The sequence below is a fragment of the Hafnia alvei genome (assembly GCF_034424155.1).
Classification (GTDB): Bacteria; Pseudomonadota; Gammaproteobacteria; order Enterobacterales; family Enterobacteriaceae; genus Hafnia; species Hafnia alvei.
Window position 1 is genome coordinate 1,616,086 of sequence record NZ_CP139992.1, and the last position, 26,364, is coordinate 1,642,449.

General features: G+C 50.8%; 18 protein-coding genes. 7 read left to right on the forward strand and 11 right to left on the reverse strand.

Features of this window, described 5'->3' with window-relative positions:
• Nucleotides 1-229 precede the first annotated feature (229 nt).
• From poxB to U0008_RS07620, 4 genes are all read right to left on the reverse strand, one after another.
• Nucleotides 230-1,951, reverse strand: coding sequence for a ubiquinone-dependent pyruvate dehydrogenase (gene poxB / locus U0008_RS07605; protein ID WP_043492292.1), 1,722 nt, complete (start codon nucleotides 1,949-1,951; stop codon nucleotides 230-232).
• A gap of 258 nt (nucleotides 1,952-2,209) precedes the next feature.
• Nucleotides 2,210-3,211, reverse strand: coding sequence for an NADH oxidoreductase (gene hcr, locus U0008_RS07610; RefSeq protein ID WP_172625173.1), 1,002 nt, complete (start codon nucleotides 3,209-3,211; stop codon nucleotides 2,210-2,212).
• A 66-nt stretch (nucleotides 3,212-3,277) separates the two neighbouring features.
• Nucleotides 3,278-4,930 (reverse strand): hydroxylamine reductase, encoded by a 1,653-nt coding sequence (hcp, locus tag U0008_RS07615; RefSeq protein ID WP_043492296.1) that lies wholly within the window; start codon nucleotides 4,928-4,930, stop codon nucleotides 3,278-3,280.
• A gap of 213 nt (nucleotides 4,931-5,143) precedes the next feature.
• Complete coding sequence (locus U0008_RS07620; protein WP_025800939.1) at nucleotides 5,144-6,043, reverse strand: LysO family transporter; 900 nt, start codon at nucleotides 6,041-6,043, stop codon at nucleotides 5,144-5,146.
• Nucleotides 6,044-6,266: 223 nt separating this feature from the next.
• On the opposite strand from U0008_RS07620, the gene U0008_RS07625 reads away from it, so the two are divergent.
• A complete protein-coding gene (locus U0008_RS07625; protein WP_043492300.1) occupies nucleotides 6,267-7,937 on the forward strand; it encodes an ATP-dependent endonuclease in 1,671 nt (556 codons plus the stop codon).
• A gap of 61 nt (nucleotides 7,938-7,998) precedes the next feature.
• On the opposite strand, the gene U0008_RS07630 is transcribed toward U0008_RS07625, so the two are convergent.
• Together U0008_RS07630 and cspD are read right to left on the reverse strand one after the other, a co-directional pair.
• Nucleotides 7,999-8,949, reverse strand: coding sequence for a VirK/YbjX family protein (locus tag U0008_RS07630; protein ID WP_043492303.1), 951 nt, complete (start codon nucleotides 8,947-8,949; stop codon nucleotides 7,999-8,001).
• Between the two features lie 363 nt (nucleotides 8,950-9,312).
• Nucleotides 9,313-9,534, reverse strand: coding sequence for a cold shock-like protein CspD (gene cspD, locus U0008_RS07635; protein ID WP_025800942.1), 222 nt, complete (start codon nucleotides 9,532-9,534; stop codon nucleotides 9,313-9,315).
• 585 nt (nucleotides 9,535-10,119) lie between these two features.
• Between cspD and clpS the strand changes: the two genes are divergently transcribed.
• Nucleotides 10,120-10,443 (forward strand): ATP-dependent Clp protease adapter ClpS, encoded by a 324-nt coding sequence (clpS, locus tag U0008_RS07640; RefSeq protein WP_004095820.1) that lies wholly within the window; start codon nucleotides 10,120-10,122, stop codon nucleotides 10,441-10,443.
• Between the two features lie 26 nt (nucleotides 10,444-10,469).
• Nucleotides 10,470-12,746: an ATP-dependent Clp protease ATP-binding subunit ClpA gene (gene clpA, locus U0008_RS07645; protein WP_025800943.1), complete on the forward strand. Its 2,277-nt coding sequence runs from the start codon at nucleotides 10,470-10,472 to the stop codon at nucleotides 12,744-12,746.
• Nucleotides 12,747-12,921: 175 nt separating this feature from the next.
• On the opposite strand, the gene infA is transcribed toward clpA, so the two are convergent.
• The 5 genes from infA to trxB all read right to left on the reverse strand — a co-directional run bounded on the left by infA (nucleotide 12,922) and on the right by trxB (nucleotide 18,752).
• Nucleotides 12,922-13,140 carry a translation initiation factor IF-1 gene (infA, locus tag U0008_RS07650; protein ID WP_002211347.1) on the reverse strand — a complete coding sequence of 73 codons (219 nt, stop codon included), beginning with the start codon at nucleotides 13,138-13,140 and terminating at the stop codon, nucleotides 12,922-12,924.
• 95 nt (nucleotides 13,141-13,235) lie between these two features.
• The gene (aat, locus tag U0008_RS07655) at nucleotides 13,236-13,967 is read right to left on the reverse strand and encodes a leucyl/phenylalanyl-tRNA--protein transferase (protein WP_043492307.1); all 732 of its coding nucleotides are present in this window, start codon (nucleotides 13,965-13,967) and stop codon (nucleotides 13,236-13,238) included.
• Between the two features lie 59 nt (nucleotides 13,968-14,026).
• Complete coding sequence (cydC, locus tag U0008_RS07660) at nucleotides 14,027-15,748, reverse strand: heme ABC transporter ATP-binding protein/permease CydC (protein ID WP_043492309.1); 1,722 nt, start codon at nucleotides 15,746-15,748, stop codon at nucleotides 14,027-14,029.
• Between the two features lie 2 nt (nucleotides 15,749-15,750).
• Complete coding sequence (gene cydD / locus U0008_RS07665; RefSeq protein ID WP_043492311.1) at nucleotides 15,751-17,523, reverse strand: heme ABC transporter permease/ATP-binding protein CydD; 1,773 nt, start codon at nucleotides 17,521-17,523, stop codon at nucleotides 15,751-15,753.
• A 266-nt stretch (nucleotides 17,524-17,789) separates the two neighbouring features.
• The gene (gene trxB / locus U0008_RS07670) at nucleotides 17,790-18,752 is read right to left on the reverse strand and encodes a thioredoxin-disulfide reductase (protein ID WP_043492313.1); all 963 of its coding nucleotides are present in this window, start codon (nucleotides 18,750-18,752) and stop codon (nucleotides 17,790-17,792) included.
• 792 nt (nucleotides 18,753-19,544) lie between these two features.
• On the opposite strand from trxB, the gene lrp reads away from it, so the two are divergent.
• From lrp to U0008_RS07690, 4 genes are all read left to right on the forward strand, one after another.
• Nucleotides 19,545-20,039, forward strand: coding sequence for a leucine-responsive transcriptional regulator Lrp (lrp, locus tag U0008_RS07675; protein ID WP_008812989.1), 495 nt, complete (start codon nucleotides 19,545-19,547; stop codon nucleotides 20,037-20,039).
• A gap of 200 nt (nucleotides 20,040-20,239) precedes the next feature.
• Nucleotides 20,240-24,013 (forward strand): DNA translocase FtsK 4TM domain-containing protein, encoded by a 3,774-nt coding sequence (locus U0008_RS07680; protein WP_043492317.1) that lies wholly within the window; start codon nucleotides 20,240-20,242, stop codon nucleotides 24,011-24,013.
• A 289-nt stretch (nucleotides 24,014-24,302) separates the two neighbouring features.
• Entirely contained in the window at nucleotides 24,303-24,914 is a 612-nt protein-coding gene (gene lolA, locus U0008_RS07685) for an outer membrane lipoprotein periplasmic chaperone LolA (RefSeq protein WP_043492318.1), read from the forward strand.
• Nucleotides 24,915-24,940: 26 nt separating this feature from the next.
• Nucleotides 24,941-26,284 carry a replication-associated recombination protein A gene (locus tag U0008_RS07690; protein ID WP_025800950.1) on the forward strand — a complete coding sequence of 448 codons (1,344 nt, stop codon included), beginning with the start codon at nucleotides 24,941-24,943 and terminating at the stop codon, nucleotides 26,282-26,284.
• Nucleotides 26,285-26,364 lie beyond the last annotated feature (80 nt).

A 26,364-nucleotide genomic window follows, 5' to 3' on the forward strand; every position in this document is an offset into this window, starting at 1 on the left:
TCCTTAATCCCTTGGTTTTGCGCTGGCTGACGCTTGGCTTCAACGTGGGGTGTAGATTATTGAGTAGGATTTTTATAAACCTTATTCTTTGTAGCATGCGCGTTTGTAGACTCAAAACTGAAAATGGCAGATAGCGAATGATCTGCGGCAACGACCGCAAATTAGATGAAAAAACGGCGCAGAATTTCTGCGCCGGATGAGTGAGTTCGCAAGAGAAGAACGCGAGGGTTTAGCGCAGCCAGTTGGTTTTGGCTAGTTCCACCACTTCGTCACCGCGACCGTTAATAATGGCGCGTAGCATATAAAGGCTGAAGCCTTTTGCCTGTTCAAATTTGATCTGCGGCGGCATAGCCAGCTCTTGCTTGGCGGTAACCACGTCGACGACGACCGGCCCATCGTGAGCGAAAGCTTCAGCCAGCGCGCTATTTAGCTCAGAGGCTTTTTCTACCCGAATGCCCTTAATCCCTGCGGCGTTCGCAATGGCCGCAAAGTCAGGATTGTGTAAGTCGGTACCATCGGTGAGATAGCCACCGGCCTTCATTTCCATCGCCACAAATCCCAACACGCTATTGTTGAAAATAACAATTTTGACCGGCAATTTTTGCTGAGCCAGCGTGAGGAAATCGCCCATTAGCATGGTAAATCCACCGTCACCGCATAGGGCGATAACCTGACGATCGGGGTGGCTTCCTTGCGCACCTAGGGCCTGTGGCATTGCGTTAGCCATGGAACCATGGTTGAACGATCCCAGCAAACGGCGTTTGCCGTTCATTTTGAGATAGCGCGCAGCCCATACGGTTGGCGTGCCGACATCGCAGGTAAAGATGGCATCTTCGCTGGCCAGTTCGCTGATTTGCTGCGCCAAATATTGTGGATGAATCGGCTGGTCGTCGTTGGAGGTCGCCAGTGCATCCAGATCTTTACGCGCCTTGTGGTAGTGCTCTAACGCTTGGTCCAAGAACTGGCGATCGCTGTGAGTTTCAAGCTTAGGCAGCAGCGCTTGGAGCGTTGATTTCACATCGCCGAGCAACGGTAAATTGACGGCGCAGTGCGAACCGATGCTGGCCGCATTGGTATCCACCTGCACGATGGTGGCGTTAGTTGGATAAAACGCACGGTACGGGAACTGGGTGCCGAGCAAAATCAGGGTATCGGCGTTCATCATGGCATGGTAGCCCGAGGAGAAGCCGATAAGACCCGTCATCCCAACGTCATACGGATTATCCCATTCCACGTGCTCTTTACCGCGCAGCGCATGAACAATCGGCGCTTTTATCTTTTCCGCAAATTGGATCAGCTCGTCATGGGCACCTTCACAGCCGCTGCCGCACAGCAGGGTGATTTTTTTGCCGCTTTCCAGAATGTTTTTAAAGGCTTCCAACTCGCTTTCCGGTGGTAAAACGCGAGGCAGCAAAGGCGTGTGCCAAACGGGGTTGGCATCTTCCGGTGCGGGACGCAGTGCAACATCACCCGGTAGCACAATGACCGAAACGCCTTTCTTGAGAATGGCCTGACGCATTGCCACTTCGAGCGCTTGAGGGAGCTGTTCTGGGTTGGAAATGAGTTCACAGTAATGGCTGCATTCACGAAACAGCTCTTGTGGATGTGTTTCTTGAAAATAGCCGCTGCCGATTTCGCTGGAAGGGATGTGCGCCGCGATGGCGAGTACCGGAACGTGGTTGCGGTGACAATCAAACAGGCCATTGATTAGATGAAGGTTGCCTGGCCCACAGGACCCCGCGCAGACAGCGAGCTGTCCGGTAAGCTGTGCTTCGGCACCGGCGGCAAAAGCCGCGACTTCTTCATGGCGTGTGCCAATCCAACGTATGGTTCCCATTCTTAATAGGCTATCGCTAAGGCCGTTTAAGGAGTCGCCGGTGACGCCCCAAATACGTTTTACGCCAGCCTGATCGAGTGTTTTAGCGACTAGGGTTGCAACAGTTTGCTTCATGAACACCTCCCTTGAATGAATTCAGGTAGCTCGCTCATTGATGCTATCAGTGAGCGAGTGAAAGTCACGGCGCTGTCGGCAATGCCGAGTGCATTGTCTGCCATCGAGAAGACCACTATACATTTTGTATTATTAATATTGTAGAAATGTTATAGCAATGAGGCATTACTGAAAGGTATTGGAAGGGAGGAGGGGGCGAAATAAGCGGGTCATCGGTGGATGAAAAAACAGGACGACCCGACTGATTAGGCAAAAACGTTATGCAATAACGACATCACTATTTAGCTGGCAAGAGCAGGCAAGTACATACCCTTGCGCGATTTCGTCCGGCGTCAGCGTCATGGTGCTGCTGGTGGTGTAATCGCCGCTAAGAATGCGGGTTTTACAGCAACCACAAACCCCTGCGCGGCAGGCCGCCTGAATAGGAAGCTTGTTTTGTTCCATCGCGAACAGCAGCGTTGCGCCCACCGGTGCATGATAGGTATGCAACGGCGTATTGGTGGTGAGCTTGAGCGTTGCACCATCGGCATCGTTATCGGCTACCACTTGGAACTGTTCTTGATAGAAGTTTTGCGCTGGAACGCCCAGATCGAGCGCGAGTTGTTTGACCGCTTTCATGTAAGGCGCAGGGCCACAGGTCATCACGGTGCGGCTAGCAATATCAGGGCAAATCTGTTCCAGCGTTTCACGCGTAATTCTACCGGTCAAAAACTCTGTGGTAGCCTCGCTTTCAGCCATGAGCGTTAGCTTCAGCTGTGAATAACGTGCATCAAGATCGCGCCACTCATTGGCAAAAATCACGTCGCGTGGGGTTCGCACATTGAAAATAACCTGCACATGGGCTTCTGGACGATTCGCCAATAGCCAGCGGGTCATGGACATAATCGGCGTCACACCACAGCCAGCGGCCAGCATCAGGTAGCGATCGGCGGGGGCATTGGCGCAGGTGAATTCGCCTTGCGCATCGGACAGCCACAGCTGTTGCCCCGGATGAACTTCCTGTGTCAGCCAGCGCGAGCCTTCGCCGTCGGGCAAGCAACGCACGCTGATCGTAATGAATTTACTTTGCCCCGGAGACGAAGACAGCGTGTAAGCGCGCAGCGTTTCTTCGCTATCACGAATGCTCACCAGCGCATATTGCCCCGGATGATAACGGTAGAAATCGTGGCAAATAAGAGAAATTGTCCAGACGTCCGGCGTTTCCTGATGAATGGAATGCACCTGCATCTGATTAGGGCAGAGGGGAGTTGGCATTGTCATCATGTTTTCTCAATTCGAAAGCCGCAGACCCGAAGGGCTGCGGCTTTAAGGTGACATCAAGTGCGATTACGCGCCCAGAATTTCGGTCATATCTGCTTCAACCGTGGAGATGGAACGCATGCCGAATTTTTCATTCAGAATGGCCAGCAGGTTGTCGGTCAAGAAGCCCGGAGCCGTTGGGCCGGTGTAGATATTCTTCACACCCAGAGACAGTAGGGTCAGCAGGATCACGATAGCTTTCTGTTCAAACCAAGACAGAACCAAGCTCAGTGGCAAATCGTTCACGCCACAGCCTAATGTTTCAGCCAGTTTCACTGCTAACATGATTGCGCCGTAGGCATCGTTACACTGACCGACGTCCAGCAAGCGTGGCAAGCCTTCCAGAGTACCGAAGTCCAGTTTGTTGAAACGATATTTACCGCAGGCTAAGGTCAAGATCAGGCAATCTTGAGGCACGGCGCGGGCGAAATCGGTGAAGTAGCTACGTTCAGCGCGGCTACCGTCACAGCCACCCACCAAGAAGACGTGGCGCAGTTTTTTCTGTGACACTAAGTCGATGACGGTATCTGCTGCGTTCAGCAAGGTCTGGCGACCAAAACCGACGGTGATCATGTGTTCGATTTCGTTGTATGGGAAGCCTTCGCACACTTGAGCCTGAGCGATGATCTGGCTGAAATCGTCACCTTCTAAATGACGCGCACCTGGCCAGCCAACGATGCTACGGGTCCAAATACGGTCAGTGTAGTTACCGACGTTAGGATCGATGATGCAGTTAGAGGTCATCAAAATTGGGCCAGGGAACTTGGCAAATTCGGTTTGCTGGTTCTGCCAGCCGCTGCCGTAGTTACCCACCAAATGCTTGAATTTTTTCAGTTCAGGGTAGCCGTGTGCAGGTAACATTTCACCGTGGGTATAGACGTTTACGCCAGTCCCTTCGGTTTGTTCCAGCAGCATACGCAGGTCTTTCAGGTCGTGACCTGAAATCAGAATGGCTTTGCCTGCAACAGGGCGAACGTTAACGGAGGTTGGCGTTGGGTGACCGTAAGCGTCGGTTTCACCTTTGTCCAGAATCGCCATCACGTTGAAGTTCATTTTGCCAATGCCCATAGCATTATTCAGCAGGGTATCAACGTCGCGTGGCTGAGTACCTAACCATGCCATATAGGCGTGGAATTCAGCATAAATATCATCGCTGTACTGGCCGAGAACGTGGGCGTGTTCCATATAGGCCGCCGCACCTTTCAAACCATACAGGTTTAGCATGCGCAGGCCGTGAACGTCGTCGCCGATTTCTGCTTTATCGTTGTTGAGCGCGAATTCTTCAGCCTGTTTGCGCAGCGTGGCAAGGTCTGAACCCGCCAGCTGTAAATCAGCTAATGGATGATCAACCTGTGCGTTCGCGTCAACCGCGCGGCAGGCCATCATCAGCGCATCGCGCATTTCCAACGCTTCACGGGCATAACCGACGATACGTTCTGAATCGAAGTTAACGTTAGTCAGCGTAGAGAAGAAGGCGCGAGGCACGAAGTTATCAATATTGTGGTCGATAATGCCCAGCTCGCGTGCTTTCAGTGCCCATGCAGACAGGCCTTGTAATGCTGCAACCAGCAGATCTTGTAGGTCAGACGTTTCAGCAGTTTTGCCACACATACCTTGGGCGAAAGAGCAGCCATTACCCGCAGGCGTTCGGATGGTTTGTTCACATTGGACACAGTACATTCTGGGCTTCCTTTTAAAGTTGCATTTATTATGCTTGTTTTAAGAGTAGTCCCGTCCAGTGAGGTAAAAAAGGAATTTTTGAGGCAACCTTAGCTTTGTTTGATATAGCGCAAATTAAGTTGTAAGTGAGAATTATTCAGAGGAAAAAGACTAAAACTTTATAGGTATGTCATGAGGTTATTGACCCCCATGACATACTTTTTAAGGCAGGAATTATGAGGAGAAAACGGCCATCAGAACCGGAGCGATCAGGCTTAAGGCAAAGCCATGAACGATGGCGGCAGGCACTAATTCTAAGCCACCGCTGCGTTGTAGAACCGGCAGCGTGAAGTCCATAGATGTTGCGCCGCACAGGCCCAACGCGGATGAGCGGCTGCGCTGTACCAGCGTGGGGATCATCATAATGGCAAATAATTCACGCGCCAGATCGTTAAAGAAGGCCGCGCTGCCGATCACCGGGCCAAACGCATCGGTCATCATGATCCCTGAAAGGGAGTACCAGCCGTAGGCAGACGCAATGGCTAAACCCGTTTTTATCGGCAGTCCCAGCAACAGGGCCGCGATGGCACCGCCGACCAACGCGCTCACACACACCAGCACGGCGATAATCATGCCGCGGCGGTTAAGAATGATTTGTTTGAGTGACATGCCGCTATTACGCAGCTGCAATCCGACCAGCAACAGCAGGAAGATCAGCGCATATTCACTGCCGTGAGAGGCGTAGCTGAGCCATGACCACTGCGTTAAACCGAGCGCAAAACCACCCACCACTACGCCGCACAGCTTGAGCGATTCCAGCGCCATGTGCAGACGGGAAGGGAGTTCTTCCTGTTTATGGGGTACAACCCAAGGGCGCTTTTTTTCCAGTAGCAGTAACGCAATAAGATTGGCCACGATGATGCAAATAAAGAATACCGAAGCATACTGAAAAATAAGCCACAGGTTCTCGCTGAGGTTATCGAGAAAGGCGAGGCTGATGCCCATAAAAAACAGAATAACGTAAACCATCCAGCTAAGCAGACGGTTGATTAATACCACTAAGCTCTTTTGGCGTAGAGGGATTAGGTAGCCGAGCAGAAGCGGCACCAAGATAATGAGCAGTCCCGAGTACATGGAAAACCTAAATTGCGGAGAATAATGGCGATACGCTACCCAAAAGGGTTTGGTGAGTAAAGCGTGGCAGAGGAATTGATAAAACAAGCCGAATGGTTTGGCGTTTTACTCTCCACGAACTGAATAGGCAGAAGAAAATCGGGCATCACATCTCAGTGAGTGCTTGACCAGACAGCGTTTTTTTTTCATTCTCAGATGAATGCATCCGTAAGGGAGAGTAGCAATGTATCTAGAACGGATCGAAATTGTCGGATTCAGAGGGATAAATCGCCTCTCTTTGACGCTGGATGAGAATACGGTTCTTATCGGCGAAAATGCGTGGGGCAAATCGAGCCTTTTGGATGCGCTGACGCTGTGTCTTTCACCTAACGCCGATCTCTATCACTTCGAATCGCAAGATTTTTATTTTCCTCCCGGTGATGAAGGCGCAAAAGAGCGCTATCTACAAATTATCTTTGTATTTTGTGAGTCGGATGTAGGGCACCACAACGCGCCCCGTTATCGACCCCTGTCGTCGCTATGGCAAAATGGGGACGACCGTTTTCAACGCATCTATTTTCGTCAGGAAGGCGAGTTGTGTGACGATGGCACGGTGTGTACGTGGCGTTCTTTTCTCGATCAAAATGGCGAGCCGCTTCAACTACATCACGTCGATAAACTGGCGCGTGAGATTGTTCGGTTGCATCCGGTGCTACGCCTGCGCGATGCGCGCTTTATTCGCCGACTGCGTCCGAACGTATTAGCAGAACGCCAGATCCCCGATCAGGCGGAAGTGGCCCAACAGCTTGACGATCTGACGCGTGAAATGGTGCGTAACCCGCAGAAGCTGAGCAACAGCGAACTGCGTCAGGGCTTGAATGCCATGCAGTTGCTGCTGGAACACTATTTTGCTGAACAGGGGCAACAGCCGCAGAACTCGCGCCGTCGAAAGCGTCATAGCGACGAAGTACACGGGCGTCAGGCATGGCGTTCGCTCGAAAATATGAATCAAATGGTGGCTGAATCCGGTAGCCGAAATATGCGGTTGATTTTACTTGGGCTGTTTTCAACGCTATTGCAGGCTAAAGGTGCGATCACGCTCGATCCTCATGCGCGGCCGCTGCTGCTGGTGGAAGATCCTGAAACTCGCCTGCATCCCATCATGCTGTCGGTGGCGTGGGGGCTGCTCAATCAGCTGCCGCTGCAAAAAATCACCACTACCAACTCGGGCGAATTGCTTTCGCTGGTGCCGGTTGATCGCGTATGTCGTTTGGTGCGCCAGTCAAACCGCGTGGCAACCTATCGTATTGGCCCGCAGGGGATGTCACCTGAAGATAGCCGGCGGATTGCCTTCCACATTCGATTTAATCGGGCATCGACACTGTTTGCTCGTTGCTGGCTGTTGGTTGAGGGTGAAACGGAGGTTTGGTTGCTCAATGAGCTTGCGCGCCAGTGCGGCTACCATTTCGAAACGGAAGGGATCAAGGTTATTGAGTTTGCCCAGTGCGGTATTCGTCCGCTGGTGAAATTTGCGCGCCATATGGGACTTGAGTGGCACGTGCTGGTGGACGGCGACGATGCGGGGCGTAAGTATGCCGCTGCGGTACGTGCGTTGACCGAGCATGCTAAGGAGAACGAACGCGATCGTCTGACCGCGCTACCTGCGCCGGATATGGAGCATTACATGTACCGTGAGGGGTTTGCGTCGGTGTATCACGATATCGCAGGCCTACCGAGCAACGTACCGCTGTCAGCGCGTAAGGTGATCACCAAAGCGATACACCGCTCATCTAAACCCGACTTAGCTATTTCTGTGGCGGCACAGGCTGAAGTTTGGGGCAGAGATTCTGTGCCTGCGCTTATCAAAGGGATGTTTTCACGGGTGATTTGGTTGGCACGCGGTAAGGCTGAGTAGCTAAGGCAGAGTAACAAGATAGCCGCCATTCGTATTCAGAATGGCGGATTCTGTGTGAGATTTAGCGACTCAGTGCCGCGTGAGCTGCGGATTCCAGATCGTCCAGCAACTGGTAACGGCGACGATATTCTGCCCGTTTTTTGCTGGCGATTTCTTCCAACGATTTTCGGGCAATCGTTAGTGGCAGGCGGAAATAACCTTCCTGCGTTGTTTCTGCGCCGATTGAGAGCCAGAAGCTGTCGTAGTCTGACATCATCTTGCTGCTTTTCTTTTTGTTGTAGCGCCAGTTTTTATAGATATGGGTGTCATTGCCCACGGCTAATATCTGTTCGCATCCCACGCTGTTGGCAAATAAGCAAAGTGCCTGCATCAAAAGGCGTTTAGGAAATAAACCATGGCATTCTTTAGTAGCGGTTTGAATAAGCTCATGCGGGACCGAACGTTTTGGCCCTTGTAATCCACCGACGAACAGCGTTTTTTTACCTAAATAGGTGAGCAAGGTAAAGGTGCATTCAGAAAGCATGGTGCCTTCATCGTTATAAAATAATAACGACAGCTCGCCTTCCTTATTCAGACTATCAATTGGGCTGATCCCGATACGGAATAGCTGGCCGTTTTTGCCTGTCATTTCACACAGATAATAGGGTTTGGCATTATATATTTTACGCAAAATGCTCTGCGGCAACGCGTCATCCATCATCTGGTAGTGTTCGCCAATGGCTTTGACGGCATCTTGGCGCTTGAAGTGAACATTCAGATAGGGATGATGAAGCTTACACGGCAGGCGTGGCTGGGCTAAAAGCACGTCCTGACAGCTAGGGATAGCCGCAATGTTTTCCAGCAGCTTTATCGTTGTGACTGGGGCTAGCAACGTTCTGAGCGCAAATTTCACGCGGTAATTTTTCGCATGCCAAAGACGCCCCGGCTTTAAGTCTCCTTTTACGAGAGAATTAAAGAGTTGGAAACCCGTCATGGATGAATCTGCTGTGCGTTCGACGCTGATTTGAGACATACGATATACCTGATAGAACGTTGCTGTATTTAATTTCTATCAAGTAGTTAAACAGGCTAAACCTCAACGGCAATTAAATCGGCGAGCTAGGTGAACGTATTTTAAATAATTATTTGATTGTCGTTGATGATTTATTTAGTGAATGAGCGAGTTGAGCGGTCAAATAACTATTGGTGTTAATTATTAGACGGTTAATTAATCATAAGCAGAAGGAGAGCGGGTTGCCCTTGAAAAAAAAGGAAACGCCACTATCTAACAAAGAGGAAGATAGCGTATTGCCATGATGATAAGTGCTATAAAACAATGCCAGCGCGGGGCTGGCATGGAGCAAAAGTGGTTCCTTCGAGCAGCGTAATCAGGAGGTTAGGCCGTCATTTCTACTTCGATGGGAACGATGGCGTTGGCGTGGTTGCCCTTAGGGCCTTCTTGCACATTAAATTGGACCTGTTGCCCAGCTTTCAGTGTGCGGTAACCTTCCATCTGAATTGAAGAATAGTGAGCAAAAATGTCTTCGCCGCCATTCACAGGACAGATAAAGCCAAAACCTTTAGCATTATTGAACCATTTAACAGTACCCGTCTCCATGCTTATACAACCCTCGCCATGCTGTGATAAGAGGTTTGCACGATTAACCCAGAGTCATCGGCAAAGCTCGCTATGTATGTTATGAGATAAGATTGATGCCCTTCATTCTTCGAACCGTGGGTCTTGGTTGATGCGAAACCTCGGTTGAGTGCGAGGGCAGATACAGGACGTGTTCTTAAGATGTTCGGTTAACGCGCCACACCGTGGTGCTGAACAGCTTAGGAACGCCCCCTACGGGTGCCGAAAAGATCTGTTAACTAAGGAATAATTCACGTTAGTTTGAACCAGAGACTTATCGGTCGAAACGGTATCGATTTGTATGAATCGTCACCAGCTTACAAATTTACACTCTAGTGTATGCCGCTAGTTCGTCAAGCAATGGCTATTTTTAACACAGTGCATTGTGATGAAAGTTTGAAGCAGATAACGCTATTTAGATGAATCGGGCGAAATTTAATCACTTAATGCAACGCAAATAACACAACTGTGAAGATTTGTGTCACAGTTAAGTCACTAGCAAGAAAGACATGTAGTTATGCGATCGTAGTCTGTATCGCATGATTGTTAACAGAGAATGGGCAGGACATGGCAAACCAAAACGACTGGCTGAATTTCGAACAATTAGCCGACAGCAAACAAATCGATGAGGTAAAACCGCCGTCAATGTATAAAGTTATACTTAACAATGACGATTACACACCGATGGAATTTGTGATTGACGTCCTGCAAAAGTTTTTTTCATATGATATTGAACGTGCAACGCAGTTGATGCTTACTGTGCATTATAAAGGAAAAGCGATTTGCGGTGTTTTCACCGCTGAGGTGGCGGAAACAAAAGTCGCTCACGTCAATCGGTATGCGCGGGAGAACGAGCATCCACTGTTGTGTACGTTAGAAAAGGCCGGTTAACGGCCGCTTAAATGGGGGAGGTGCCTATGCTCAATCAAGAACTGGAACTCAGTCTCAACATGGCGTTCGCCAGAGCGCGCGAGCATCGCCATGAGTTTATGACCGTGGAGCACCTGCTGCTGGCACTGCTTAGTAACCCTGCTGCGCGTGAAGCGCTGGAGGCTTGCTCTGTTGATCTAGCCGCTTTGCGTCAAGAACTCGAAACCTTTATTGAACAAACCACACCCACGTTACCTAACGGTGAAGCCGAGCGTGATACTCAGCCTACGCTGAGTTTCCAACGCGTTCTGCAGCGTGCTGTTTTCCATGTTCAGTCCTCAGGCCGCAATGAAGTTAGCGGCGCGAACGTACTGGTCGCGATTTTCAGCGAGCAAGAGTCTCAGGCTGCGTATCTGTTGCGCAAGCACGACGTGAGCCGCTTGGATATCGTGAACTTCATCTCGCATGGCACACGCAAAGACGAAACTGGACAGGCGCCAAATGCCGAAAATCCAGCACCGGAAGAGCCTGCTAGCGGTGAAGATCGCATGGAGAACTTCACCACGAACTTAAACCAGCTTGCACGCGTCGGCGGTATCGATCCGTTGATAGGCCGCGATAAAGAGCTGGAGCGTGCGATTCAGGTGTTGTGCCGTCGTCGTAAAAACAACCCGCTATTGGTTGGGGAATCCGGCGTGGGTAAAACCGCGATTGCGGAAGGGCTTGCTTGGCGAATTGTGCAGGGCGACGTGCCTGAGGTGATGGCGGACTGCACCCTGTATTCACTGGATATTGGTTCATTGCTGGCGGGTACAAAATACCGCGGCGACTTTGAGAAGCGCTTTAAAGCGTTGCTCAAACAGCTTGAGCAAGATACCGATAGCATCCTGTTCATCGATGAAATTCATACCATCATCGGTGCGGGCGCAGCGTCTGGTGGGCAGGTTGATGCGGCTAACCTGATCAAACCGCTGCTGTCTAGCGGCAAGATCCGCGTGATCGGATCGACGACCTATCAAGAGTTCAGCAATATCTTTGAAAAAGATCGCGCCTTGGCGCGTCGTTTCCAGAAGATCGATATTACTGAGCCAACCCCAGATGAAACGGTACAGATCCTTAATGGTCTGAAACCAAAATATGAAGCTCACCATGACGTGCGCTATACCGCGAAAGCGATTCGCGCGGCGGTTGAGCTGTCGGTTAAATACATCAATGACCGTCATTTGCCAGATAAAGCCATTGACGTTATTGATGAAGCGGGCGCTCGTAGCCGTTTAATGCCGGTGAGCAAGCGTAAGAAAACCGTCAACGTCGCTGATATTGAATCTGTGGTCGCTCGCATTGCGCGCATTCCAGAGAAAACCGTATCAGCCAGCGATCGCGATGTGCTGAAAAGCTTGGGCGACCGTCTGAAAATGTTGGTGTTTGGACAGGATAAAGCCATCAGCGCGCTGACCGAAGCGATCAAAATGAGTCGTGCTGGTTTAGGTCAAGATCATAAGCCGGTCGGTTCGTTCTTGTTTGCTGGCCCAACGGGCGTAGGTAAAACCGAAGTCACGGTCCAATTGGCGAAAGCCTTGGATATTGAGCTGCTGCGTTTTGATATGTCCGAATATATGGAACGTCATACCGTTAGCCGTTTGATTGGTGCGCCTCCGGGATACGTTGGCTTTGATCAAGGTGGTCTGCTGACGGATGCGGTGATCAAACATCCTCATGCGGTTCTATTGCTGGATGAAATCGAAAAAGCGCATCCTGACGTCTTCAACCTGTTGTTACAGGTGATGGACAACGGCACCTTAACGGATAATAACGGCCGTAAAGCCGATTTCCGTAACGTGATTTTGGTGATGACGACCAACGCCGGTGTGCGTGAAACTCAGCGTAAATCAATTGGCTTTGCGCAGCAGGATAACAGCACCGACGCGATGGAAGAGATCAAGAAGGTGTTCACGCCAGAGTTCCGTAACCGTCTGGATAACATCATTTGGTTCAACCATCTGTCGACTGACATTATTCAGCAGGTGGTGGATAAGTTCATCGTCGAACTGCAGGCTCAACTGGATGCTAAAGGCGTTTCGTTGGAAGTGAGCGAAGCAGCGCGTTTGTGGCTGGCAGAGAAAGGCTACGATCACGCGATGGGCGCTCGTCCTATGGTACGTGTGGTGCAGGAAAATCTGAAAAAACCGTTGGCGAACGAATTGCTGTTTGGTTCGTTGGTGGACGGTGGCTCTGTCACCGTTGATTTGAGCGAAGATAAGCAGCAGTTAACGTATGAATTTTGTAGCGCACAGAAGCGTAAAGCCGAAGACGCCCTGCATTAACCGAAGTTTAAGAAGTAAAAGAAAAGAGCGCCAAAAGGCGCTCTTTTTTTATGGCTGAAATTTAAGTTTTTCAGCTAACTCTCAGTGATATTTATGTGTCTCGTCAGACCGTCATATCACCGCGAGTATAATTTATGCCGCAGATGCGTGAACGCAGGTGCGCAGGGTGAGCCTATCAGCGGCTACGGAAGACAATGCGGCCTTTGCTCAGGTCGTACGGGGTCAGCTCTACAGTGACTTTGTCGCCCGTCAGAATGCGGATGTAGTTTTTACGCATTTTACCGGAGATGTGAGCGGTAACGACGTGTCCGTTTTCTAATTCAACGCGGAACATCGTGTTTGGTAACGTATCAAGTACGGTACCTTGCATTTCAATATTGTCTTCTTTGGCCATCGAATCCTCTAGGTATGAGTACCATATTTTTTAATCGGCAAGATAATGCCGAAAAACCCCGATTATGTAAAGGAGTGTCGGTGGTTCTTCATCCATTACGGGCAATTTTGATGGGGTTTTATCGCAAACTCGCGTGAAATAATAGTTTGGGGTTTCCAGCAGGCGGGATTAATTACCTTATTCTGGTCAATCCGTAAGTGGTGTAAATAATCACTGCGCGGGATATTACGCGCACCTAACGACTCAGTGTGCGCGTTAAGCACCTGACAGTCAATTAATGTTCCCCCAAACGACACAAAATGCTCACAAAACGCAATTAGAGCCGTTTTGGAGGCGTTTGTGGCGCGGCTGAACATCGACTCGCCGCAAAAGAGAGAGCCTTGTAACACGCCGTACAGGCCGCCTACGAGCCGATCTTCTTGCCAGACCTCAACGGAGTGCGCATGGCCAAGTTCGTGCAACTTCACATAAGCTTGCTGCACGTCCTCACCAATCCATGTGCCTTCTTCGCGTTGATCGGCGCATTCACGAATGACATCGGCAAACGCCTGATTAATCGTGACTTCAAAATCGTGCTTACGTAAAAATTTCGCCATGCTACGGCTAATGTGCAACTCATGCGGGAATAAAACCGCACGTGGATCGGGCGACCACCAGAGGATGATGTCCCCCGGTGTGAACCATGGGAATATCCCCGCACCGTAGGCGGCAAGTAAACGGGCAGGGCGTAAATCCCCGCCAATGGCCAGCAACCCGTTCGGTTCACGCAGTGCGAGATCCGTTGGGGGAAATAACGTTGATTGCCGATCCAGTTGCATGATGCGCATCAAAATATTCCAATCTGAATGAAAAACATCATTGGCCTGTTAATTATTACCCGTATTAACTATAGCCGCTGGCACAGCTGATAATATCGGCCTTTTTCGTCAAGAAGTTTAGCGTGATGCCCTTGTTCGACGATCTGGCCATTTTCCATCACGCAGACCCGATCCATTTTATCCAAGCCTTGCAGGCGATGAGTAATTAAGATCAGCGTTTTGTGCTGGCAATGCTGCATGATGAGTTCAAGGATCTGCTTCTCAGTGTCGGCGTCTAAGCCTTCAGTGGGTTCATCCAATAGCAGCAGCGGTGAGCGATGTAGCAGCGCACGAGCAATACCTAAGCGACGCTGTTCGCCGCCTGAAAGCGGTCGACCGCCGTCGCCGAGCCATGCATTTAGCCCTGTATCTTCTAGCAATTTGCCTAAGCCTACCTGTTCCAATACGGTTTTTAGCTCCAGGTCGGTCGCTTGGTCATTGGCGATTTTTAAATTATCCCGCAGCGTTGAACTGAAAACATGTACCCGCTGGCTGACGACGCCGGTGGCTTGTCGTAGCGTTGCTTCATCAAAGGCAGGTAGCGGCATATCATTCAGGCAGATTTCGCCCTGAGAGCAGTCCCATGCGCGTGTTATCAGCTGTAACAGGGTCGATTTGCCACAGCCGGTACGTCCGAGCAGGGCGATTTTCTCTCCGGGTTGCACCGAAAGGGAAATATCGTTAAGTACTGAAACCGGTTGATTTGGATAGCTAAAGCTCACGTGGTCAATGTTAACGGCAATCTGTTCACTCAGTGCGGGGCCTGATCGAGGGAATGTTACCTCGGGTTTTTGCTCAATCATCTGCGCTACGCGGGTTGCTGATGCGGTGACCTGTCCCAAATGCTGGAAGGCACCGGCAACCGGAGCTAAGGCTTCAAAAGCGGCCAGAGATGAGAAGACAAACAGCGCTATCAGCGCACCGGGCTGGGCATAGTGCCCAACGCCACCGGCGGCGAGCCAGAGCATTAAGGTGAACGTTAACCCTGAAGCCAAAATCATCAAAGCCTGTGCGGCACCGGTTAAAGACGCTTGCTTCTGCTGTTGCTGTTGCCAGTCGCGCTCTTTGGCATCCAGCGCCTGACGAAAGCGGTCAGCCGCGCCGTAGATGGCGAGTTCTGCTTGCCCTGCAACCCACGTAATTAATAAAGTGCGGTAGTCGGCACGGAGTTCAGTGAGCGCAATCCCAACGGGCTTTCCTGCTTGATAAAAACCTAGCGGCAAGCAAAACAGCAGCAACAACATGATGCCGCCCAGCGTGATTGCTAGCGTAGGATCGAACCAAGATAAACCGGCCGTAACGACCACGATCACCACGATGGCGCTAATCAGCGGAGATATTACGCGGAGATAGAGATGATCGAGGGTGTCTACGTCAGCAACCAAACGGTTGAGTAACTCCGCCTGACGAAAACGCGCAATGGCTCCCGGCGACAGCGGCAGTATTTTACTAAAGGTGAATACGCGTAGATGGGAAAGCACGCGAAACGTTGCATCATGGCTGACAACGCGCTCGGCGTAGCGCCCTGCGGTACGGATAATCGCCGCTCCGCGTACGCCAGCGGCTGGCAACATATAGTTAAACGTCATCAGCCCTGCTAGCCCAGCCAGCGCTGAGGCAGCAAGGAACCAACCCGAAAGCATCAATAACCCAATGCTGGCGAGAAGGGTAACGATAGCCAGAACTACGCCCAGTGAGATGAGGAACCAGTGGCGACGATAGAGTGCTAAAAACGGCAAAAGTACGCGCATGGTTATAGCTCCTTACTACGGGTTGCAAGCAGATCGGCAAAAGGCCCTTTTTGCTGGCTGAGCTCGGTATAAGCGCCGCGCTGAACCAGCTTGCCATTATCCATTACCCAAATTTGGTCGTAGGCACTTACATCATCTAACTGATGCGTCACCATCAGCGTGGTTTGCTGATGCGAGGCTTCAGACAATGCCTGCATGACAAGCTGCTCGCTGTGCGCATCCAAACTGGCTGTGGGTTCATCTAACAACAAAAGGCGGCATGGACGAAGTAAGGCGCGCGCCACTGCAACACGCTGTGCTTGGCCGACCGAGAGGCGAGCGGCACCCTCACCGATTTCTGTATCAACGCCTTCATTTAGCAGGGGCAAAAACTCGGTAACATGCGCACGTTCTAACGCGGTGGTCAGTTGTTCTTCTGTGGCCTGAGGAGCGCCCAGCAGCACATTAGCCCGCAGCGTGGTCTCTGGCAGATTAGGGTTTTGCCCAATCCAGCCGAGGACCTGACGCCAGCTCGCTGGCGCTAATTCACGTAGCTCTTTTCCATCAACTAAGAGGGAACCGCGGTAGGGGAGGAAGCCGAGTAACGCGTTAATCAACGAACTTTTCCCAGCGCCGCTAAAGCCTACCAGCGCAATTCTCTGCCCTGCATCAATGCTGAACGTCAGTGGCCCAGCCAGCACTTTTCCCTGTGGAGATAATACTTCCAACTCTGAAGCCACAATGCTAATGGGATGCGTACCGGTTAACTGCTCTTGGCCTTGCCCCTGCGCTGGGCTTTCTGCATCTTCTGCTAAAAAAGTCACCAGAGATTCAGCCGCGCCCACGGCCTGTGCTTTCGCGTGGTAAAAAGTGCCTAAATCACGCAGCGGTTGGAAAAATTCCGGTGCCAGAATAAGCACCAGAAAACCCGCAAAAAGAGTCACGCTGGTGCCATAGCTACCAAAGTTGAGTTCGCCCAGATAGGAAAAACCAAAATAGACCGCCACCACGGCGATTGAGATGGAGGTAAAGAACTCCAACACCGCAGAGGAAAGAAACGCCATACGCAGCACTTCCATAGTGCGGCTGCGGAAATCTTCCGATGAACGACGGATATTGTCGGTTTCGGCGGCGGCGCGATTAAACAGGCGTAGCGTATCTAAGCCACGCAAGCGATCGAGGAAGTTGCCGCTTAAACGTCCTAATGCCAAGAAGTTTCGGCGGTTAGCATCGGCGGCACCCATACCAACCAGCGCCATAAACAGTGGGATCAACGGCGCTGTGACCAGCAGGATCATACCTGCGGCCCAGTTAATCGGGAATACGGTGATCAGAATCAACAGCGGGATCATGGTTGCCAGATACATCTGCGGCAAATAGCGAGAGTAAAACTCCTGCATGTCTTCAATTTGTTCAAGAATTAACGTTGCCCAATGTCCGGCTGGTTTTCCTTGTATCCATGCAGGGCCGAGTTCATCGAGCCGATTAAGCACCAAGTTTCTAATTTGTACTCGTACTACTTGGCCACACTTAAAACCAACGCGTTCACGCAGCCAGCTTAAGGCTGAACGTAGCACAATGGCGGTAATCAATAAGCCAAAAGGCAGCAGGAGAGATTGGCGCGGTACCTGCTCAATAATCAAATCATGCAGCAGTTTCGCCAAGATCCACGACTGAGCGACGATCAGAAGTCCGGATATCAAACCGAGGATCATAGAAATTCGAAGCCAACGGCGAGCCAGCGAACTGCGCTGTTTGAGCCATTGGGTTAATTCGCGTTGTCTGTTTTTATTCATGTGTTGCGATGGTTTCTAAAGCAGATGAAGCGTCGAAAAGAGTGCTGATGGCCGGCCTATTTTATCTTTACTCACCGGTTCACGCGTAAGCTCTGATATTACAACGGCCTGCGGGGACATGAAACCAAAGGAAGGTAAATTCTGTTAACAACTGTGGTGGAGTTCAGATAACAAGTGACAATTTGAGCACAAATAGGTGAAAAAACACGGTAGCTACAAAAATAAGGGCCACCGAAGCAGCCCTTATGATTTAAATCGAGAGTGATTTACTGATTGGCAGACAGCCCATCCAAATAACGCTCGGCATCAAGCGCCGCCATACAGCCGGTGCCCGCGGAGGTAATGGCCTGACGATAGATATGATCCATAACGTCACCCGCGGCGAAAACGCCGGGAATGCTGGTTTGGGTAGCGTTGCCACTCAGGCCAGATTGAACCTTGATATAGCCGTTTTCCAGTGCGAGCTGACCATCAAAAATGGCCGTGTTCGGTTTGTGGCCGATAGCCACAAACAAACCTGTTACGCTCAGTTCTTCAACGGTATTGCTGTCGGTCGCTTTTAAACGTAATCCGTTTACACCCATAGCATCGCCTTGAACTTCATCAAGCGTGCGGTTGGTGTGCAGCACAATGTTACCGCTCGCAACTTTATCCATCATGCGTCCAATCAAGATTTTTTCGGCGCGGAATGTATCACGACGATGTATCAAGTGAACCTTGGAGGCGATATTAGACAAATAAAGTGCTTCTTCAACCGCAGTATTACCGCCGCCGATCACCGCCACTTCTTGTTGGCGATAGAAGAAACCATCACAGGTCGCACAGGCAGATACGCCACGGCCTTTGAACTCTTCTTCGGAAGGCAGGCCGAGATATTGCGCGGAAGCGCCGGTTGCAATAATCAATGCGTCGCAGGTGTATTCCTGAGAATCGCCAAACAGGCGGAATGGGCGGTTCTGCAAATCGACACGCTGGATGTGGTCAAAAATAATCTCGGTGTTAAATTTGGCCGCGTGCTCGTGCATACGTTCCATCAGCAGAGGACCGGTGAGCCCTTCGGGATCGCCTGGCCAGTTTTCGACTTCTGTCGTGGTGGTGAGCTGACCGCCTTTTTCAACGCCGGTAATTAATACTGGGTTCAAGTTAGCGCGTGCCGCGTAGACCGCCGCTGTATATCCTGCAGGGCCTGAGCCCAAGATCAGGAGTTTGCTGTGTTTGACTGTGCCCATGAATTCCTCTTTTCCAATTTTACCGGACAATAACTCGATTGTAGGGAAGTTAGCGCCTGAAAAAAAGCGTGCAAAAAAAATGTTATCAATTTGTTTGATAGTGGCTAGCTATCGATTAGTAAAAATCATGGCAGCAGATAATTTTTTTTAAACCTATTCCGATAACATTCTTGCCGAGAAAGCCCCCTAATAGCGCTTCTTAGCGACGCTTATTCGTCTGTTTTGACGGTTTATTTTGTTGTCGCCTCGAAAGTCTTCTTTAGAATAGTTGGCATGTTCGTCTGATTTTGCTTCTTTTGCTTTGACAATCGCCTGTGCATTTGCGAAAACATGGATGTAGGGAAGAACTTGTCTTTGGTTTTTGTGGCTTGAAAGTCATTTAGCAGAATTTTTATCTGCTTGAAGGCAACAAATAGCCTATTGAACTAAAACAGCGCTTTCTTCTCCTGATGTAAGAAATACCGCGTATACGAAAAGAAATGTGTAGTGCTTAGATTGGCTTCAATGAGTGGCGTTAGGGATCGTGGTCTTACGATGAACCTCTATGTGCATTGATTTGGAATCAGAGCAAAGCAATTATGCGAGCCCTCGCATGTGAATTAAGTGCAATCTGCGAAAACAGATGAAGTTGAAAGCTAGCTTCGGCGGATTTATCCGGCTGTTTTCGTCATCATAAGCAATGGGAATTGCTGATTGACTGCAGGCATGGGGTTTTCGTTTGGGACAAATCCTTAACAAATTGAACTTGTTGAGGGGATGGCGAGCAGGGAAGGATATAAGAGAGACAATAAGATGGCAGACAATAAAAAGCGCCCCGGTAAAGATCTCGACCGTATCGACCGTAACATCCTGAATGAGTTGCAGAAGGATGGACGAATTTCGAACGTTGAGCTTTCAAAGCGAGTTGGCTTATCACCAACTCCATGTTTAGAACGTGTGCGTCGCCTTGAGCGTCAGGGTTTTATTCAAGGTTACACTGCGTTATTGAACCCGCACTATCTGGATGCATCCTTACTGGTATTTGTAGAAATTACCTTGAATCGTGGAGCGCCAGATGTGTTTGAACAGTTCAATACGGCTGTTCAGAAACTGGAAGAAATTCAGGAGTGTCATTTAGTTTCAGGCGATTTCGACTATCTGTTGAAAACGCGTGTGCCTGACATGTCCGCTTATCGTAAATTGCTTGGTGAGACCCTGTTACGCCTGCCTGGCGTTAATGACACCCGTACCTATGTGGTTATGGAAGAAGTCAAACAGAGCAATCGCTTGGTTATCAAAACACGATAACGGTAGCAGGTGCAAAACCTGATTAATTTGGTTACACTCCTGTGTATCTATACAGTTTCAACGCCGAGGGTAGACTCTCTCGGCGTTGTTATTGGTATGAGTTTTACTGAAATATAATATTACGTGGCAATGCGTTGTTCTAAAGCGGCAATAGGCAATAATAGTGCTATGGTGAAAAACAGGAACCTGGAGAGCCTTTCTTGAGCCAGGAATACACAGAAGAGAAGGACGTTACTCTCAAACGAATGAGCAGTGGACGTCGGTTATACGAGGCGTTACTCATCGTAGTAGCGTTGTTTTCTATTTATCTTATGGTTTCGTTGCTGAGTTTTGACCCCTCGGATCCGAGTTGGTCACAAACGGCATGGCACGAGCCTATCAATAATATCGGCGGCGGCGCAGGAGCATGGCTGGCTGATACCTTATTCTTCGTTTTCGGAGTGATGGGTTACGCCATTCCTCCCGTCATTATCGTTCTGTGCTGGTTTGCGTATCGCAAACGCGACGATAGTGGCTATGTTGATTATTTCTCTATTTCGCTCAAGCTTATCGGTATGTTGGCATTGGTGCTGGCATCGTGTGGCTTAGCGTCGCTGAACGTTGACGACCTTTACTATTTCGCCTCAGGCGGCGTGATCGGTAGCCTTCTCGCAAACGGCGTGATTCCTCTGCTGGGTAGCGTGGGCGGAACACTGCTTCTGCTGGGTGTTTGGGCAGTGGGGCTGACGCTGTTTACCGGCTGGTCTTGGCTGACGATTGCTGAAAAAATCGGTGGTGTTCTCCTCGGTGGCATGACGTTTATGAGTAATCGTTCTCGCCGCGATCGAGATGATGAATACGACTATGAAGACGATAGCCGAGAAGTGGTTACTGCCGAGCGTGAACGTTCAGAAGGTGAGGGCGCAGATGATGTATTGCTTAATACCTCCGCCGTGGAAGACGATGACGATATTCTGTTGGCTAAACCAGTAAAACAGCCTGTTGAAGCGCCTGTTGCTGATGTCGATGCTGAAGACGACGATCCTTTATTGGGTAAACTCCGTCCGTTGCACGAAGCTGAGAACTCGCTGAATGATGTGGCTCAGCCTGCAGTCATACCGACGATGGCCCCAACCGCGGCGGTTTCTGCCGTTGGAGCAGCGGTTGCCGCCGCTCAGCCGGTAGCCTCTGCTGCCACTCAGCCTATGACGTTCAGTGCTTCAGAACCCGAGCCTGTGGCGGAAATTAAGCCGAGCATGCCTCCGCTGTATTCCTTTGAAGTCCCTGAAGGTAGACCGTCTAACGTGGCCAATCATTCATCTCGTCCAACGCGCTCTGCTTGGGATGATGAAGGCCCACGAATTGGCAGTTTTGAGCCTGAAACGCCTACTTCACAAATCGGGAATGCGTCATCGGGGATGAATTTCTCGGCCTCGCATTTTGATCGCGATGAATCGCCTGCGACGCCATATATTAATCCTGGCCTATCGTCGGATACGGTTCCGTTTGGTGCGGCCTCGCGTAACGATGTTGTTCCTGCAACCGTATCAACGGCTGCAGCCGCGGGCTCAATGTTTATGCCTGCGTTTAGCGCAACCGAAGACAGCAGCTTGCAGGTGAAACAAGGCGTCGGACCTGAACTGCCGCGTCCGAATCCTGTGCGTATCCCAACGCGCCGTGAGTTAGCCTCTTTAGGCATTAAACTTCCTTCACAGCGAATGGCTGAAGAGCAGGCGAAGAAAGAAGCAGAAGCTCTGCGCCAGCAAATGGTAGCCTCTCCAGAGCCGGAGCAGAAAACTGCACAGCCGATGGATGAGGAAAGCCTTGCCCTGCGTCAGGCGTTTGCCGAGCGACAGCAGCAGCGTTATGGTGAGCAACAGTATGCGCATCAGGCAGAAGATGAGCAGGCCGCTGAGATGGCGCGGTTGCAGAGCGAATTTTCTGCTCAGCAACAGCAGCGTTATCAGCCACAACCTGTCGCAGACGACCACGCATCAGCATTAAGCGGCGTGACCGCCTCGCGCAATGACCTGATGGACTTCTCTCCGGCGAAGGCGTTGAGCGAAGCAGCGGCTTCTAACCCTAATGCTTTCAGCTTTACCCCCGTTTCAGACTTAGTGGATGATGGACCTTCTGAGCCGCTATTTACTATTACGCCTGAGCAGGAAGAGAGCGCTGCGCGTGAAGATGATGCGTACGATGTTCCGTTTGGTCGCTACGATGAACCAGAACAGCCAGCGCCTGCGCAGTATGCAACGCGTCAGCAAGATCCTCGCTTTGCACCTGTGCAACAGCAGCCATCTGCGCCGCAAGCACCTCAGCCTCAATATAATCAGCATAATAGCCAGCCAGCACCGAGCGTGCAGCAAACTGCCGCGCCACAGTATGCAGCTCAAACTGCGCCAGTGCAGCAGCCTGTGGCTCAACAACCCGCTGGCCAGCATCCCGCGATGGATGGCTTAATTCACCCATTCTTGATGCGCGGTCATGAACAGCCGCTGGAAAAACCAACTACGCCGTTGCCAACGTTGGATCTGCTCACAGAGCCTCCTGCTAACTCCGAGCCGGTTGATATGTTTGCGCTAGAGCAGGTGGGAAATCTGGTTGAATCGCGTTTGGCGGATTATCGCGTTAAAGCCGAAGTAGTCGGGATTTCGCCGGGGCCGGTAATCACCCGTTTTGAGTTAGATTTGGCGCCAGGCGTGAAAGCGGCGCGAATTTCTAACTTGTCGCGTGACTTGGCGCGTTCACTGTCTGCGGTTGCCGTGCGCGTGGTAGAAGTTATTCCGGGTAAGCCTTACGTTGGATTGGAGTTGCCAAATAAGCATCGCCAGACGGTTTATCTGAGAGAGGTTTTGGACTGCACCAAGTTCCGTGAAAGCCCTTCCCCACTGACTATCGTGCTGGGCAAAGATATTGCTGGTCAGCCTGTGATTGCCGATCTAGCAAAAATGCCTCATCTGTTGGTGGCAGGTACCACCGGCTCAGGTAAGTCAGTTGGCGTGAACGCCATGATCCTCAGCATGCTGTATAAGGCGACGCCGGATGAAGTTCGCTTCATCATGATTGACCCTAAAATGCTGGAGCTTTCGGTTTACGAAGGGATTCCACATCTGCTGACCGAAGTGGTCACCGACATGAAAGACGCCGCCAATGCGCTACGTTGGTGTGTAGGTGAGATGGAGCGTCGCTATAAGCTGATGTCGGCATTAGGCGTGCGTAACCTTGCTGGTTACAACGAACGCGTTGAACAGGCCATTGCCATGGGGCGCCCAATCCCAGATCCGTTCTGGAAGCCGGGTGACAGCATGGATATGACGCCGCCGGTATTGGAAAAACTGCCTTACATCGTGGTGCTGGTCGATGAGTTTGCCGATCTGATGATGGCCGTCGGTAAAAAAGTGGAAGAGCTGATTGCACGTTTGGCCCAAAAAGCACGTGCGGCGGGGATACATTTGGTTCTGGCGACTCAGCGTCCATCGGTTGACGTTATCACCGGCTTGATTAAAGCGAACATTCCAACGCGTATCGCGTTTACCGTTTCGAGCAAAATCGACTCTCGTACTATCCTTGACCAAGGTGGCGCAGAATCGTTGCTGGGGATGGGGGATATGCTGTATATGCCGCCTAACTCGTCAATGCCGGTTCGTGTGCATGGCGCATTCGTTCGCGATGAGGAAGTGCATGCGGTGGTTCAGGATTGGAAAGCCCGTGGACGTCCACAGTATATCGATAGCATCCTGAGCTCTTCTGAAGAGGGCGAAGGTGGGTTTGGGTTGGATAGCGATGAAGAGCTCGATCCGCTATTTGACCAAGCCGTTGCTTTCGTGGTGGATAAGCGCCGAGCCTCAATTTCAGGCGTTCAGCGCCAGTTCCGTATCGGTTACAACCGCGCTGCGCGTATCGTTGAGCAGATGGAAGCTCAGGGGATCGTGAGCTCACCGGGCAATAATGGTAACCGTGAGGTATTAGCGCCGCCATCGCATGATATGTAATTTCGTCATTGCTTGATGCCATGTTAGCGGGCGGTGATTTCACCGCCCGTTTTATTTATCGATGAGATGCAAAAATAGACGAATGTCTGTCAGCGAAAAGATGTGTAAATCACGGTCATTCAGAATGTTACCGATGATAACTCCATGTCTATTGGCTACAGTTAGCGTATTATATTGTTTAATATAAAGCGTGGTGTAACGGCTAGCGTGCCGTTGACCAGATGATAAAAATCAGCCGAGGTTATCTGTTTTTGCAGCTAACCATGACCGACAAAAGGTGTAGAAAATAATGAAAAAGCTGTTATTAGCGTGCTGTTTAATGACTGGTTTTGCATCGACCGCCGCGCTGGCGACGCCAAGCCGCGATTTGCAGAGTCGCCTGAATAAGGTCAACAGTTTCCATTCAAGCTTTACTCAAACCGTAACAACGGCCGACGGCGCTGCTGTACAGCAGGGTGAAGGTGAACTTTGGGTCAAACGTCCTAACCTGTTCAACTGGCACATGACCTCACCCGATGAGAGCGTTTTAGTTTCCGATGGCAAAACGCTGTGGTTCTATAACCCGTTCGTTGAGCAGGTAACCGCGACTTGGCTAGATAGCGCGACCAGCAATACACCGTTTATGCTGATTACGCGTAACGATGCGAAAGAGTGGAATCAGTACAATGTGAAACAAACCGGTGATACGTTTGATCTGACACCGAAAAGCCAGAAAAACAATCTGAAGAAATTTACGATTAGCGTATCGCCAACGGGCACCATCAATAGCTTTACCGCCGTTGAACAAGACGGACAAAGCAGTGCTTATAAGCTGAAAAGCCAGCAAAGCGGCGTGGTTGATGCCAGCAAATTCCAGTTCACACCGCCTAAAGGCGTGACGGTGGACGATCAACGCCAATAGACAAACTTGATGAATGGGAAAAGCCAGTGAGTAATCTGTCCCTCGACTTCTCGCAGAATGAATTCCAACCACTGGCCGCGCGTATGCGGCCAGAAACATTGAAGCAGTATATTGGGCAGCGTCACTTGCTGGCTGAGGGCAAGCCCCTGCCGCGTGCGATTGAGGCCGGACATCTGCATTCAATGATTTTGTGGGGGCCGCCAGGGACCGGGAAAACCACGCTGGCTGAATTGATTGGCCGCTACGGTAATGCCGACGTTGAGCGTATTTCGGCGGTGACTTCTGGGATCAAAGAAATCCGCGAAGCCATTGAACGAGCGCGCAATAATCGTGATGCGGGCCGTCGAACTATCCTGTTCGTCGATGAAGTCCATCGCTTTAACAAAAGTCAGCAAGATGCTTTCCTTCCGCATATCGAAGACGGCACCATCACGTTCATTGGTGCTACCACGGAAAACCCTTCGTTTGAGCTCAATTCTGCGTTGCTTTCACGCGCCAGAGTTTACCTACTCAAGGCGTTAACCAGCGAAGATATCGTTGAAGTGCTTAATCAGGCAATGGCCGATAAAGATCGCGGATACGGTGGGCAAAATATTGTTTTGCCTGATGACACGCGCGATATGATTGCCGAGCTGGTGGGTGGCGATGCCCGCCGAGCGTTGAATACGTTAGAAATGATGGCTGATATGGCAGAAGTGGATGCCAGCGGCCATCGCGTTTTAACCGCAAATCTGCTGAAGGAAGTGTCCGGCGAGCGCAGTGCGCGCTTTGATAATAAAGGCGATCGTTTTTACGACCTGATTTCAGCGTTGCATAAATCAGTGCGCGGCTCTTCTCCGGATGCCGCGCTGTACTGGTATGCACGTATTATCACCGCCGGTGGCGATCCGCTTTACGTTGCACGACGTTTGCTGGCGATTGCCTCCGAGGATGTCGGTAATGCCGATCCGCGCGGCATGCAGGTTGCGATTTCAGCCTGGGACTGTTTTACCCGTGTCGGGCCCGCAGAAGGTGAGCGTGCGATTGCACAAGCCATTGTCTACTTAGCCTGTGCACCGAAGAGCAACGCCGTCTATACCGCGTTTAAAGCCGCTGTGCGTGATGCCAAAGAGCGCCCTGACTATGATGTTCCCGACCATCTGCGCAATGCGCCAACTAAACTCATGAAGGAAATGGGGCTGGGGGCAGAGTATCGTTATGCGCATGATGAAACCAATGCCTACGCTGCGGGTGAAGTGTACTTCCCGCCTGAAATGTCACAAACCCGATATTATGTGCCCACTAACCGTGGTTTAGAGGGCAAAATTGGTGAAAAACTGGCATGGTTGGCTGAGCAGGATCAAAATAGCCCGACAAAACGCTACCGCTAATATTCCCATTGCGGTAAGGTTATCCCTGATAAAATACGCTTTACATTGAGCGCCTTGTGCTCAATGTATTGCTCATTATA

Coding starts and splice junctions, on each gene's coding strand:
- cydC (WP_043492309.1), bottom strand. CDS start 15,748: ATGCGCGTACTTTTGCCGTTTTTAGCACTCTATCGTCGCCACTGGTTC.
- clpA (WP_025800943.1), top strand. CDS start 10,470: ATGCTCAATCAAGAACTGGAACTCAGTCTCAACATGGCGTTCGCCAGA.
- hcr (WP_172625173.1), bottom strand. CDS start 3,211: ATGACAATGCCAACTCCCCTCTGCCCTAATCAGATGCAGGTGCATTCC.
- cydD (WP_043492311.1), bottom strand. CDS start 17,523: ATGAATAAAAACAGACAACGCGAATTAACCCAATGGCTCAAACAGCGC.
- lolA (WP_043492318.1), top strand. CDS start 24,303: ATGAAAAAGCTGTTATTAGCGTGCTGTTTAATGACTGGTTTTGCATCG.
- clpS (WP_004095820.1), top strand. CDS start 10,120: ATGGCAAACCAAAACGACTGGCTGAATTTCGAACAATTAGCCGACAGC.
- aat (WP_043492307.1), bottom strand. CDS start 13,967: ATGCGCATCATGCAACTGGATCGGCAATCAACGTTATTTCCCCCAACG.
- U0008_RS07630 (WP_043492303.1), bottom strand. CDS start 8,949: ATGTCTCAAATCAGCGTCGAACGCACAGCAGATTCATCCATGACGGGT.
- U0008_RS07620 (WP_025800939.1), bottom strand. CDS start 6,043: ATGTACTCGGGACTGCTCATTATCTTGGTGCCGCTTCTGCTCGGCTAC.
- hcp (WP_043492296.1), bottom strand. CDS start 4,930: ATGTACTGTGTCCAATGTGAACAAACCATCCGAACGCCTGCGGGTAAT.
- U0008_RS07625 (WP_043492300.1), top strand. CDS start 6,267: ATGTATCTAGAACGGATCGAAATTGTCGGATTCAGAGGGATAAATCGC.
- lrp (WP_008812989.1), top strand. CDS start 19,545: ATGGCAGACAATAAAAAGCGCCCCGGTAAAGATCTCGACCGTATCGAC.
- poxB (WP_043492292.1), bottom strand. CDS start 1,951: ATGAAGCAAACTGTTGCAACCCTAGTCGCTAAAACACTCGATCAGGCT.
- infA (WP_002211347.1), bottom strand. CDS start 13,140: ATGGCCAAAGAAGACAATATTGAAATGCAAGGTACCGTACTTGATACG.
- cspD (WP_025800942.1), bottom strand. CDS start 9,534: ATGGAGACGGGTACTGTTAAATGGTTCAATAATGCTAAAGGTTTTGGC.
- trxB (WP_043492313.1), bottom strand. CDS start 18,752: ATGGGCACAGTCAAACACAGCAAACTCCTGATCTTGGGCTCAGGCCCT.